Annotated in this window: 8 protein-coding genes and 1 pseudogene; 8 read left to right on the top strand and 1 reads right to left on the bottom strand. The window is 45.2% G+C overall.

What is annotated here, in order from left to right; all coding sequences use genetic code 11:
* Positions 1 to 111 precede the first annotated feature (111 nt).
* The gene (locus tag QT979_RS06840; protein ID WP_333308850.1) at positions 112 to 2685 is read left to right on the top strand and encodes an ATP-grasp domain-containing protein; all 2574 of its coding nucleotides are present in this window, start codon (positions 112 to 114) and stop codon (positions 2683 to 2685) included.
* Between the two features lie 72 nt (positions 2686 to 2757).
* A complete protein-coding gene (locus QT979_RS28985; RefSeq protein ID WP_445304755.1) occupies positions 2758 to 3015 on the top strand; it encodes a phytochelatin synthase family protein in 258 nt (85 codons plus the stop codon).
* 120 nt (positions 3016 to 3135) lie between these two features.
* On the opposite strand, the gene QT979_RS06835 is transcribed toward QT979_RS28985, so the two are convergent.
* Positions 3136 to 3675 (bottom strand): hypothetical protein, encoded by a 540-nt coding sequence (locus QT979_RS06835; RefSeq protein WP_333308848.1) that lies wholly within the window; start codon positions 3673 to 3675, stop codon positions 3136 to 3138.
* A gap of 71 nt (positions 3676 to 3746) precedes the next feature.
* On the opposite strand from QT979_RS06835, the gene ruvB reads away from it, so the two are divergent.
* From ruvB to QT979_RS06805, 6 genes and pseudogenes are all read left to right on the top strand, one after another.
* Positions 3747 to 4844 carry a Holliday junction branch migration DNA helicase RuvB gene (gene ruvB, locus QT979_RS06830; RefSeq protein ID WP_333308846.1) on the top strand — a complete coding sequence of 366 codons (1098 nt, stop codon included), beginning with the start codon at positions 3747 to 3749 and terminating at the stop codon, positions 4842 to 4844.
* Between the two features lie 3 nt (positions 4845 to 4847).
* Positions 4848 to 5414, top strand: a pseudogene (locus QT979_RS06825) (Uma2 family endonuclease).
* A gap of 154 nt (positions 5415 to 5568) precedes the next feature.
* On the top strand, positions 5569 to 7323 hold the full coding sequence (recN, locus tag QT979_RS06820; RefSeq protein ID WP_333212319.1) for a DNA repair protein RecN: 1755 nt from the start codon (positions 5569 to 5571) through the stop codon (positions 7321 to 7323).
* 596 nt (positions 7324 to 7919) lie between these two features.
* Positions 7920 to 11105 (top strand): GAF domain-containing protein, encoded by a 3186-nt coding sequence (locus QT979_RS06815; protein ID WP_333308844.1) that lies wholly within the window; start codon positions 7920 to 7922, stop codon positions 11103 to 11105.
* Between the two features lie 453 nt (positions 11106 to 11558).
* Positions 11559 to 12107, top strand: a complete 549-nt coding sequence (locus QT979_RS06810; protein WP_333212323.1) for an inorganic pyrophosphatase — start codon at positions 11559 to 11561, stop codon at positions 12105 to 12107.
* 160 nt (positions 12108 to 12267) lie between these two features.
* A complete protein-coding gene (locus QT979_RS06805; RefSeq protein ID WP_333308842.1) occupies positions 12268 to 13575 on the top strand; it encodes a serine/threonine-protein kinase in 1308 nt (435 codons plus the stop codon).
* Positions 13576 to 13615: the final 40 nt, after the last annotated feature.

Raw genomic sequence — 13615 nt, 5'->3', positions numbered from 1 at the left:
AGCAACTCTGGAATCTGGAATAATCTAGGGAGTTTTAACAAGCTTTTTAAAATTCCCAAGAATTCCTCGGTTTGATTAGCTAACAGCCACTTCATAAAAGTATAGTCAAATATGTTTGAGACACTCAACTCAGTTCTCCAAGCTTATAAGCTGAAGTCGATTAAGGAAGCTCCGGCGGAACTAGAATCCGATGAAAGCAAACCCTGTCTTGTTTTCTTTACTTTAGCGGACGAAAGGCTTACATTACTCCTGGCTGCAAGTAGAATTTTACCTGAAAGTGCTTTTATAGTAACTGAACCGACTTGGGTAAAAGTTCTGCAAGAAGGGAATAAATCTGTATTATACCTCCTTGAAGGGATTACCATGAACGAATTTGGTCAATGTTTTCACACCAAATTCAAAACTCCTCAGAGGATAACTTTTTTATGTAATTTTTGTACCGAAGCAGCTTTCAGTTTTTATGAACCAGTCCACCAAGAGAAGGCTCAAAAATTTCAGTTCTATGAAGGACTGACGGACTGCCCGATGTCAAGTGGTATAGAACTAGAAGAATATACCAATGACAAACTGCATACTCGCTTACTTGCTGCTGCAAAAAATGTCAATGTACCCCAAACGATGGTTTTTGGCTTTTCTTTGGAAAAATATAGCCATCATCCCGTCACTCCAAAAATTCAATTGATTTCCCTATCTAGAAATCTTTCTAATGATGAAATCCAAGAATATCTGACGGTATTTCCGGCTTCTCAATTTGTGATTAAGCCTTCGGGAGTAAGGTGGATGGGAAGCAGACTCTGCACTATTGAGTCAAAAGATAATCTGGATAGGGCTGTTGAAAACTTTAAGAAATGTATGGATTCACTCCAGGACAATGATTGTCTGCTTGTGGAGGAATTTATCGATTCAAGTATTACTGATAACTGCAACCTGGGAGCGAGACTGAGAGTGTTGGTAACCCGCCGCCCCAATAATGTTGCCGAAACTTCTGGTATTATCTGCACTTTAGGCTACCTTGACAAACCAATCAATGGAGATACTTCCGAAAGTTTTTCAATTGACTATCTGTGTAACTTGCTTCAGTTGACGAACGAGGATAAGAATCAACTAATTGATAAGATTAAGCAATTAGGTGAAGCGGTACTAGAGTCTATTATTGGCTACGAAACACAATATTTAACCCATATTCCCCAAAACAAACAAACTGATTTTATTGGTTTAGATGTTTTTTTGAGAAATCATAAGAGTCCATTAGAACCGTTTCTAATTGAAGTCAACGATCATGATTGCATTAGCACCTTACAGATATACGAAGTGCAACATTCCCCTAACAGGTCTGACTTCCTAGATAAATGGGTGGAAACGATGTTGTACCGCTCCTATCAATATATGCTAAAAGGCAAGAATATATTGATGATTGGAGGTGGAGGATACTCAAAGCTGAATATTTTTGAGTTTGCCAATCAAGTAGGTATCAATATTATTTTAGTTGATAGCGACTCTCAACATTTCGCTACCAGTTACAGTAGCCAGGTTTTCACTATTGACATTGACGACCATACCAAAGATATTGAAAATGCCCTAGCAATTGTGGAAGTTGTCCGCAATTCTTGCATCACTGTGGACGGTGTAGTTACGTTTTGGGAAGATAATGTACCTTTGTCCTCTTTAGTAGCTAGCTTTTTAGGTAAACCAGCCAACAATTATCAAAGTGCAAGCATCGCTAAAAGCAAATTGTTGACTCATAAAAAAATTATAGCTGATGAGTACAATAAACTCGCTTGTGAATGTCGAGACTTCTCCAATGGCGTAGATTTTAGGGTTTTAAATAATGTAGCTGATGTCCATAATATTCCACGACATTACTATCCTTTAGTAATTAAGTTAGATACTGGAAGTGCTTCCTTTGGTGTAGAGGTAATTCAAACAGAAGAAGAATTATTAGCTAAGTTTGAAGACTATAAAAGCTATATTCAAGCCGCCACACAGTATGGTGCTGGGTTAAGTTTTAAGTATCAAATATTTGTCACGCCATACCTGCAAGGGTCTGAACATGATGTTGACCTAATCATGTTTGATGATGAGTTGGTAGCTGGTTATGTAACTGATAATGGACCCACTCTGCCTACTCTTTGTAAGGAAATGACGGCTATTATGCCTAGTTTACTGGACAAAGAAAAGCAAGAGAATTTGATTCATGCCGCCTGGAAAGCCTGCCGCAGCGTTGGCTTAAAACAGGGTGTTTTTAATGTAGAGGCAATCTACACACCACTGGGAGTGAAAATTTTAGAAATCAATGCGAGGATGGCTGGTTTTTATTTTCCTAAATGGGTATTTAATGTATGGGATATTAACCTGATCCTGTATTCCTACCTGATTGCTTGCGGTATCAAACCGTTTGTTAATAAAAACAGCTTACCCCGCATATACCACAATGGTTTTCTCTGTTACGCCTCATTGCATAAGCATACGATAGATGCCGCAAAGCTGAAAGAGTTGTCATCCGAGTCAGATTTCTATGTAATTGTTCTAGAGAAAGAAATACCTGCTGAAGAAAAATATGAAGTTCCCTATGCTTCTGTAGCGATTTGCTCTCAAAATATTGCAGAGGGAAAGCAGAAAATGAAGAGGTTTTTAGAGGAGCATTCTCTTATAAGGGAAGAATATAGGTTTATATGTGAGGACTAAATTATTGGCTCTACAACTAGGAGCTAGGAATCTATTTACTTGCAAGCGCCGAGAAGCAAGGAAATCTGACAAATGAGACAGCCAGCGATGATCGCAGGTACATTACACTCTGTCAATGGTTTTTCTGATAAAGACCACAGCTACGCTCGCCAGACCAAGAGCCCACAGGATTTTCAACCGCTTAGCGCTCACATTGAAACCCCAAAGCGTCCCGCCTATTGTGGCGCGGCTAGCAGTGTAATGGTTCTGAATGCGCTCCACCGCCTGTACGGCCGAAGCGTGCAGCTTGAAAGTCATCGGGCGTTGCTGATTTACGGTATGAAACGTTAAATATGCCCCTCATAGAAACCAGTATCCACAAAGCTTTTGGATTTTAAAGTTATTTTTTTCATACCCTGATTAAGCAACGCCCTTCCTTCTTTCTTCTTTCCTCTTCCTTCGGAGGTTATTTTAGCCGATCGCACCCCGCACTGCCGAACCGATCGCCCGTTTTTGCTCGTCGTCGTAGCCCCACCGCCGGAAAAATTTTTCATACTCGCCGTTGGCACTGTGCAAACTTTCTAGCATTTGCGACGCTATAGTTTGACACGCTGCCATTTGCAGCATTTGAATTAAATTGCGCGATCGCTCCTGCACTCTAGCAGAATCGGCCGCCATTTCCTCCTTTTGCTGGCGCGAATGATGTACAACCATTGCCGCCGACATCGCCAAATTTTTCACCAGCAGTTCTGCTACGATCTCAGGAGCCGATCGCAGTGCCTCGACTACTCCGGGTGACGGGTGATCTGCCTCCGGTCGATCGTCCGTTAGATAGGTGACAAAAAACCCCCTAGCACCGTTCTGTGTTTTCACCAGAGATGTAACAGCTTGCTGGATGTCGGCTTGTAAAAGTCGATCGGCCTCAATGAACGACAGTAAAGATTGAGTCAGCTCGATCGCTCCCTCAAAAGTTATGCTTTCCGATGCTAACAAAGAAGATGGAATACTCATAACGAACTCAATAATTGTCAAGATTCTGCCAATAATTGTAAACAATTCCCGCTGCCCGATCGCAGATAAATATGGCTATTATCTCCTCCAAACAACAGCCCTCCGACCAAAATCTACCCGAAGACATAGCCCCAGCCCGTCGCAAAAAAGCCGCCAAACCCCAGGCGGAATCTCTGGTAGAAGCGCAAGAACTACCCGACGAAATCAATAGCAAACAAGACGACAAAATCCGACCCCAGCGCTTAGCTGAATACATCGGGCAAAAAGACTTGAGAGAAGTTTTGGCGATCGCAATTGCAGCAGCCAAATCTCGCGGCGAACCTATGGATCACCTGTTACTCTACGGGCCTCCAGGGTTAGGAAAAACCACAATGTCGCTAATTTTAGCAGCAGAAATGGAAGTTGAATGCAAAATCACCACCGCCCCAGCCTTAGAAAAACCGCGAGATATTGTCGGATTGCTGATCAACCTCAAAGCAGGCGACGTGCTGTTTATCGACGAAATTCACCGCTTATCTAAAGTTACAGAAGAAATCCTCTATCCGGCGATGGAAGACTGTCGGTTAGATATTACGATCGGTCAAGGCAAAAGTGCCAAAATCCGCAGCATTCCCCTAAAACCATTTACCTTAGTAGGAGCAACCACAAAAGTCGGATCGCTGACATCTCCATTGCGCGATCGCTTCGGCTTGATCCAAAGATTACGCTACTACGAAATAGACGAACTTAGTCTAATTGTCCAAAGAACCGCCCAAGTTCTTGACACTCAAATCACCCCAGAAGGAGCCACAGAAATTGCCCGCCGAGCGCGCGGAACCCCCCGGATCGCTAACCGCTTGCTGCGACGAGTTAGGGACTACAGCGAAGTCAAAAATTTAAAGCCAATTGATGCCGAAGTTGCCTCACTCGCCCTGGAATTATTCAACGTCGATCCGCTAGGTTTAGATTGGACAGATCGGCGGATTTTGACAGCAATGATTGAGAACTTTAACGGCGGCCCAGTGGGCTTAGAAACCCTCGCAGCTTCCACAGGAGAAGACACTCAAACAATTGAGGATGTGTACGAACCGTACTTAATGCAAATCGGATTTTTGCAGCGGACAAATCGCGGGAGAATGGTAACGGTTGCTGCTAGAAAACACTTAGGTTTACTCGATGAAAAGGAGTAAAAAATGGTACAGATCCAACAAGCAAAAATACTAACTTTGTCAGAGTTTCTAAAACTGCCAGAAACAGAACCGGCTAGCGAATATATCAACGGTCAAATCATCCAAAAGCCTATACCACAAGGAAAACATAGCCGGATTCAATGTGAATTAGTCCCCGCCATCAATGTCGCAGTTAAAAATCAGAAAATTGCTTTAGCTTTTCCTGAATTGCGGTGTACTTTTGGCGGCAGATCAATCGTGCCAGATGTCACAGTATTTACTTGGGAAAGAATACCACTTGATGAAAATGGGGATGTTGCGAATGTATTTGAAACTTACCCTGATTGGACAATTGAAATTCTGTCTCCTGGCTAGAGTCAAACTAAAGTAACAGGGAATATTTTACACTGTCTGAAAAACGGCACTAAAATGGGTTGGCTGATCGATCCGATGGTGCGATCTATATTAATTTATCCCCCTGGAAAGCAACCGGAAATTTTAGCAAAACCAGAAGAATTGTTGCCGGTTCCAGATTGGGCAGCAGAATTGCGGGTGACGGTAGGAGATTTGTTTGGGTGGTTGAAACTATAGCAGAAGTCAGTTGACAGTTGACAGTTGACAGTTGACAGTTGTTATTGGAGACCAATAATTTTCCGGGCTGTGCCTCCAATTAAAAAGTAAAAATTAAAAAGTAAAAATTCCAATTACCAATTACCAATTAACAATTCCCTATTCCCCATTCCCCATGTTAATATCCCTCAGAATAGAAAACTTTGCCTTAATTGACTGTCTGGATCTAGAATTTGGCCCGAGTTTGAACGTATTTACAGGGGAAACCGGCGCTGGTAAATCGATTATCCTAGATGCGATCGATGCAGTTTTGGGCGGGAAAGTCGATCGCCGATCGATTCGCACCGGAGCAACGCGGGCAATACTGGAAGCTACCTTTGAATTGGACAAAGCCGCAGCTTTGTGGCTGGGCGAGCAAGAAATTGAACCCATAGACGGAAATTTAGCCGTTTGCAGCCGGGAAATTAACGCATCAAGCGGTGCTCTACGCACCAGATCCCGGTTGAACGGAATTCTCGTCAACCGCCAGTTAATGGACCAACTGCGCGATCGGCTTGTCGAAATTACTGCCCAAGGCCAAACCGTCCACCTCGGACAAGAAACCCTCCAGCGAGAATGGCTCGATTTATACGGCGGCAAAAAGCTCACTGAAGCCCGATCGATCATCGCCTCCGCGTGGCTGGGAGCCAACAGCGCAAAAACCGCCCTCAAACGCAGGCGTCAGTCGGAACAGCAGCGACTGCAAAGACTTGATTTGTTAGAATACCAAGTCCGAGAACTCGGCGAAGCCCAGATCGAAGACGCCGACGAACTCGAACAGCTAGAACACGAATCAATCCGGCTGGGCCACGTAGTCGAATTGCAGCAGCAGAGTTACCAAGTCCACCAAGCCCTGTACCAAAACGAGGGCGACAGCGCATCAGCCGCCGACTTGTTGAGCAAAGCCGAAGGAATTTTAAGCGACATGGCGGTTTACGATGTGCAGTTGCAACCAATCCTAGAAATGGTCAGCGATGCTTTAGCTCAAGCCACAGAAGCCAGTCGGCAAATTAGCAGCTACGGCGAACAATTAGAAGCAGATCCCGAAAGACTCGAAGAAGTAGAAGATCGGATTCGCGAACTCAAACAAATTTGTCGCAAATACGGGCCGCTCAAAGAAGCGATCGCCTACTACCAAAGCATTCAAAACGAACTAAATGAACTTTTAGAAGGAGGCGAGTCAATGGAAGCCTTAGAACTCGCATATCAGAACGCTTTAGAGCAATTAAAAGATGCTTGCAGCCACCTCACCACCCTGCGACGCGAAGCAGCCCTCAAACTAGAAACGCACCTCGTAGGAGAACTTAAGCCGTTAGCAATGGAAAAAGTGCAATTTCAAGTCGAGATATCGCCTTGTACCCCAACCGCTACTGGTGCCGACCAAATCGCCTTTTGTTTCAGCCCGAATCCGGGGGAACCTTTGCAACCCCTGGGGGCGATCGCCTCCGGGGGAGAAATGAGCCGCTTTCTACTCGCTATCAAAGCCTGTTTTTCCCAAATAGAAAGTGCCGGTACGCTGATTTTTGACGAAATCGACGCCGGAGTCTCCGGGAGAGTCGCCGGGGCGATCGCCAAAAAACTCTACCAACTCTCGGACAAACACCAAGTTCTCTGTGTCACCCACCAGCCGCTGATCGCCGCGATGGCTGATTTTCATTTTCGCGTCAACAAACAAACGATCGAAGCAGAAGCAAGTATCGGCGAACCCGCAGTCAACTCCGAACCAATGGAACGCACAGTAGTCAGAGTTGCCGCCCTCAACAGTGAGCAGCGGCGGGAAGAACTCGCCCAACTCGCCAGTGGCCGCTCAGCAACAGAAGCCATCGCCTTCGCCGAATCCCTGCTTGTAGAAGCCGCCGGATTGCGCCAAACTCAGTCCGCCAAACCCTGATGACACACTTGAGCCGATCGGGGGGTTAAAAGGCGGAGTTTTTTCATAGTCGAAGGTTACACTAAAAATATCAACCGCAAATTTTACAAAAAAAAGCTGAAAACCCCGTGAATTTAGTGGGATGAAAGCTAACAGCAGCAAAATAGAGAGAAATTCTAGTTAAAAACCACAATTGTGTAGAGAAGGGCACACATCACTAGCAACTGGTAGTGTCACAATTGCGGCTAGTCCCACAAGGCCACCCCTCTTTCAGCAGTCCTTCCGCCAGTACGCATTCTTCTGCGGGCGATCGGCTCAAAGCTCGGTAGAACATACTTAAACCAGGCACGCACAATGTCAAAATCAGTTAATAAACCTTTTAAACAAGATTGGCGCTCTGTAAAAAGATTGCAGCACTCCCACCGCCTCGTTACTCTCCCACCCTCCGTTCAGCAACAAGGTCAACTGAATTTCCCTTGTCTTGTGGCCGGAGTTCTGTAAACTGGGAAATACTTTCACACATACTTGAGTCTTGTGCGACAAGTGACTCACTAATCAACTTCCCCGCTCTCTTGGCTTAGAGACTAACCCTTACACTTAAGCTTCTGTAAAGGTCTATGAAATCTGCATCTTCCACCAATTACTCTTCTCTGGACAACGTGATTGATGTCGCTGTTGTCGGCGGTGAAAATCATCATCAGGAACATTATTCTCCCCCGGAAATTAGGAGCAGTGCAATTATCCCGCGCCAAGGAAACCTCTCTGGCATTCTTGACCTTCTAAATAAGCAAAGTTTCACAGTAGTAGTTAAGGAAGTAGAAGACAAACTTAAGGTTGTCAATCAAACGCTGGGAATGCTCGACAATATCCTGGAGAGCGAGGGATTTGATGCCATACTCAACGAGATGTTGCAGTCGATTACCCTCAAAACAGGGGAATTGCTGAATGCCGATCGCACCACGATATTTTTATTAGACGACGAAAAAAATGAACTCTGGGCGATCGTTGCTAAAGACGAAAATGGCAAAAACCTAGAAATCAGAGTTCCCGCCCATGTAGGCATTGCCGGAGAAGTAGCCACGTTCCAAAAAGTGGTTAATATCCCTTACGATTTTTACAACGACGAACGATCGGCTAATGCCAAAAAATTTGACGAAAAAACGGGCTACCGCACTTATACAATGCTGGCAATGCCCCTGATTAATGAAGACACAAAAGAGTTAGTAGCAGTTGTTCAACTGATTAATAAATTAAGACCAAATCACGAAAAATACCCAACTTTAGACGAACAAATAGACAGGCACGGATTTACTAAAGAAGACGAACAAGTTTTTAAAGAATTTGCTCCCTCGATTCGCTTAATTCTAGAATCGTCCAAATCTTTCTACGCAGCAACTCAGAGACAACGAGCAGCAACGGCGCTGATGAATGCCGTAAACGCTCTTTCTCAGAGCAGTTTAGACTTAGAAGATACCCTAAAAAGGGTGATGGATCAGGCCCAAGAACTCATGAACGCCGATCGCAGCACCCTGTGGCTGATCGACGAAGAGAAAGACGAACTGTGGACGAAAATCCCGATGGCGGGCAACTTGAAAGAAATTCGCATACCCAGAACCGCCGGTTTTGCAGGCATCGTCGCCCAATCTAGCGAACCGCTGCTGATTCCCTTTGACGTGTACGACGACCCCCGCGCAGCCACTTCCAAAGAAGTAGATCAAAAGTCGGGCTACCGCACTTGCAGTATGCTTTGTATGCCAGTCTTTAACTCGGACAAAAAATTGATTGGCGTCACCCAATTAGTTAATAAAAAACGACAAGGAGAATTCCCCCCCTACAACCCCCAAGATTGGCCTCACGCCCCCGAACAGTGGAAAGCGAGTTTCAATCGCAATGACATGGAATTTATGAAGGCGTTTAACATCCAAGCAGGAGTCGCGCTGCAAAACGCCAAACTGTTTGCCGAAGTCAAACAGCAAGAACAAAGACAAAAAGATATGCTCCACGCCTTGACTAACGGTGTGATTTCTACAGATAAAAAAGGCAATATAGTAGCGACAAATCCCAGTGCCAAAAAATTACTGGGTGTCAGCGATGCTGAATTAGCCGAAGGTCAATCTTTGCGCGAGTTAATTAAGTTAGAAAAAGGTGATTTTGCCAAGTGGTTTGATGCGTCTTTGTCTCCAGAAGACGATAACGACCGCCAGCAGTATTACCCAGATCAAGTTTTGCTTTCCTTTGAAGGAGAATCGCAGAGTATCAATCTCTCGATTAATTCAATGACTGACGCTACCGACCCCAACAAGGTCAACGGTGCGTTAGTTGTCATGGAAGATATTAGCAGTGCCAAGCAAGTCAAAAACTTGATGTACCGTTACATGACTCCAGAAGTAGCCGAAGCTTTGTTAGCTTCAGGGGATACTGGATTGGGCGGTAAGCGCAAAAACGTTTCGGTGCTGTTCTCAGATATTCGCAGCTATACCACACTTACGGAAAAATTGCAAGCCGAAGAAGTGGTAGTGATGCTGAATAAATATTTTGAAGTGATGGTAGATGTCGTATTCGAGTACGGAGGGACTCTCGACAAATACATCGGCGACGCTCTGATGGCAGTTTTTGGCTCTCCAGCGCCCCTAGAGGATCATGCTTGGTGCGCCATGCAAACGGCGGTGAAAATGCGGGAAAAACTGGCTGAGTTTAATCGAGAGCGTATGGCACATGGCGAACTGCCGATCGGCATCGGTATGGGCGTACATTCCGATGAAGTTGTTAGCGGCAACATCGGTAGTAGCAAACGCATGGAATTGACTTCGATCGGAGACGGCGTAAACCTCGCCTCTCGCTTAGAAGGCGCCAGCAAGCAGTACGGCACCGACTTGATCATCAGCGACAATACTTACAGAGATTATGCCGATCGGCTGTACGTGCGAGAACTCGATTTTATTACTGTCAAAGGCAAAAGCGAACCCGTAATCGTTTACGAACTCGTCGGCATCCGCGAGGGATACTCCCCAGTGGGCAAGTCACTAACCGAAACACAGCAACAAGTTATAGAACATTACACCAAGGGGCGCGAACATTACAAAACTCCAGTCCACCAAAGACTCTCTGAGAGTGAGGTGAAAAATATCTTAGATAATGTCGCCGAAATGCCGGAGGCAGAGATTAAGAACCTCTCCAATTACAAGTTAGAGCAACAGTTGGAACACGAACTCAAGAACCTGTTACATCAACTGAAAAAGCTGTCAGAGTACGACCCGAAAAACCTGTCCGAAGCAGACAAACTCATCGTACTGTTGCAGCCAGAAATCCAACTGCTGAAATTGGAAGGCATCAAAAACCTCTCCGAAGACGAAGCCAAAATGCTGCTGCAAGCAAAAATCAAGCCCTTATCAGCAGATGATATTAAATACTTGCAAGAAGGCGATGTCAAAAAGCTGTTGGAAGCAGACATCTTAGAACCATCAAATCCTCAAATCAAACGGCTGAAACCAGCAGAGATCAGGCAGCTATTGCAGGCGAAAATTAAAAGTCGGGCCTGCGAGACAGTTGCAGAAATGTTAGATGAGGAATTTGAAAACCTGGGACTCGATCGGGTGAAAAAACTGCTGAGCGAGTTTAAGAAAGCTTTAGAACCAAAAGCCAAGCAAGCCTTTAAAGACGCTGCAGGCGAATTTGAGGTCGTTCTGAAAGTTGACCCGAAAAACAAGGCAGCTAAATTGCACGTCGATCGCTGTATGTTATTTCAGCATAGTTTTTCAGACGTACTCAACTGGGATGGTGTGTGGAATCTCACAGAAAAATAGCAGTAGCCCACAGCAAATCCTCGCGGTGGCGTCAGGGTTCGGGGCGGGGGCGATCGCGATCGGGGGTGCGCCTCCCATCCCACCAGCAATTAACCTGAATATCCTATTGAGGTAATTGTAAATAAGCTCCAACAGGTATTATGGTTATATAACCGGATTTGAATTTGCAAGCGAGATGCCGGGGTTTCGCCCTACGTGTTTCGTTCGCACTACCTACCGCAACAAACTTAGCACTTCTATTATTTGAAGCGCTTAAAAATAGTTAGGACTGGCGGCAGCGTTACCCGGTTTCTGAGAAAAATCTTGGAGAAAGCCGACGAAACATCCGCTCAAAAACCGGGTTTCTCACCCCGCCCGCGTAAGTCTTAATAGCGTTACCGGCTCCTAAAAAGAGCTTCGTTCGCAGATAGTCAATGTTCTAGTCTTAGATATAGAAAACCACTAGCGTCAGTTATGAATAATTGGAATTCGCAATCGGGAGATGTTGAGTGGGTAGATCAGGTTTACCAACTATTGCTGGAGATTGCTCGCAGCTCCCTGTCAGATATCCCCAGAATCCCGGAAAACATCACTGTTAAGGCTATCCCTCTGATCCAGAAGGTACAAAGCATTCAGCAAAGACCTGACGGGCAAGTGTTCAAATCTGGTTCCTTTTCAGTAAACGATCACGAATGGGTCGATCGAGTCTGCCAACTATTGGTAGAACTAACCAGCGCGTCTTTGTCCGAACAGCCCAAAATGCCGGAAAACCTTGCAGGCAGATCTTTAGCCCTGGCAGATCGAGCACAAAAAATTAAAGAAGATATCGAAGAAAATGCAGCCCAAACCCCAGCAGATGAAGATGACAATTCCGTACAGTCTCCAGACGCGCTGCTTTCCCTCTTGCACCACAGTTTGAAAACTCAGCGCGCCAAAAGCTACAACCCCGATGCCCCCGAATGGCAGCAAGTCTTGAGCCTGCTCGACGTAGTGCAGTCAATTTACAAGCAAATCCAAAATTAAATTCAAGCTTCACTCAGGGGCATCTTTATTGTGCGAGATTGATCGCTCTTAAAGACAGGTGCTCTTTGACATAAAATTTTTTTTGCCGTAGCCCGAACATTTCCGATTATTGCACTTTTGTCAACTACACTAGGTTTAATCGGTTCTAGGGCAAGAGAACATGAGCGGAGAAAACATCGGCGATTTGTCAAAAGAAATATTAGCCGATCGCTATCAGTGCGATCGGCGGCTCGGCAAGCAAGCAGGAAGGCAAACTTTACTCGCCCGCGACTTAAAAACCCAACAGCAAGTAGTAGTCAAACTCCTCTCATTCAGCAGCGACTTTAACTGGGAAGACTTAAAACTGTTCCAGCGAGAAGTCGAAACCTTAAAATCCCTATCCCATCCGGCAATTCCCCGATATCTCGACTCCTTTGAAATCGACACGCCCAAGCGCAAAGGATTCGCCCTAGTTCAGACTTACATCGAAGCCAAATCCCTACAAGAATATCTCTCAGACGGCCGCACCTTCAGCGAAAGAGAAGTCAAACAATTAGCAACAGCATTATTAGACATCCTCGCCTACCTGCACCAGCGACAGCCCCCCGTCATTCACCGCGACATTAAACCCAGCAATATTTTACTCAAGAATCGATCAGGAAACAGCGTCGGCGAAGTCTACCTAGTCGATTTTGGTGCAGTTCAAACCCTAGCAACCCAACAAGGAAAAACAGTCACCGTTGTCGGAACTTATGGCTATATGCCGCCCGAACAATTTGGCGGGAGAGCAGTTCCAGCTTCCGACTTGTACAGCGTGGGAGCAACATTAATCGCCTTAATTACCAAGCAGCATCCTGCCGACTTGCCGCAGCAAGATTTGCAGATCGAGTTCGAGCAATTGACCAAACTCAGTCCCGGTTTTACCAATTGGCTGAAGTGGATGACGCATCCGACTTTAGAATGCCGTCCCGCCTCAGTCCAAATAGCAAAAGAAGTTCTAGAAAAACCACAGGAAATAAATAAATATTCCCAGACATTGAGACTGGGAAAAACGCTAGATACCTCTAGGTTGTTCAAGAATGCGATCGGGCGCAGCACTTGGATGGGAACTCTAGGCGTAGGATCTTGTGCAGCAATTTACGGAACCTTTATTTTTCCGGTAGTGGCGACAATTTTAGGAGGATTTATCGGTCTTTTTCTCGGCTTGCTGCTGGGGTTGGGGAACGGAATAATCGTAGGAATTGTGACGCGCTTGTGGTTTTTTCCCCTAACTAATCCCAAACTTCACCGACAGGTTTTAACTGCAATTAGTATTGTACTCTGTACCTCGATAAGCATCGTCTACTTTCGGATAATGGGTTGGAATAAGCTAAACGATTTGAGTTTTGAGATTATTTTCGTGCTAGCACCGTCGCTAATTGCAGGACTGTCAATGGGGGCAAGTAGCAAGTCTATTGCCCGGTGGTATCAAAAAGAAAGTGGACTGTAATCTAAAATTTACAGTTCTGGACTCACTCCGAGCAAATAAA

This window comes from Microcoleus sp. w2-18bC1, from assembly GCF_036700365.1.
Classification (GTDB): Bacteria; Cyanobacteriota; Cyanobacteriia; order Cyanobacteriales; family Microcoleaceae; genus Microcoleus.
Note: the sequence above shows the minus strand (reverse complement) of the source record. Positions and strands in the feature narration are given on the sequence as shown.

Coding starts and splice junctions, on each gene's coding strand:
- QT979_RS06840 (WP_333308850.1), top strand. CDS start 112: ATGTTTGAGACACTCAACTCAGTTCTCCAAGCTTATAAGCTGAAGTCG.
- QT979_RS28985 (WP_445304755.1), top strand. CDS start 2,758: ATGAGACAGCCAGCGATGATCGCAGGTACATTACACTCTGTCAATGGT.
- QT979_RS06835 (WP_333308848.1), bottom strand. CDS start 3,675: ATGAGTATTCCATCTTCTTTGTTAGCATCGGAAAGCATAACTTTTGAG.
- ruvB (WP_333308846.1), top strand. CDS start 3,747: ATGGCTATTATCTCCTCCAAACAACAGCCCTCCGACCAAAATCTACCC.
- recN (WP_333212319.1), top strand. CDS start 5,569: ATGTTAATATCCCTCAGAATAGAAAACTTTGCCTTAATTGACTGTCTG.
- QT979_RS06815 (WP_333308844.1), top strand. CDS start 7,920: ATGAAATCTGCATCTTCCACCAATTACTCTTCTCTGGACAACGTGATT.
- QT979_RS06810 (WP_333212323.1), top strand. CDS start 11,559: ATGAATAATTGGAATTCGCAATCGGGAGATGTTGAGTGGGTAGATCAG.
- QT979_RS06805 (WP_333308842.1), top strand. CDS start 12,268: ATGAGCGGAGAAAACATCGGCGATTTGTCAAAAGAAATATTAGCCGAT.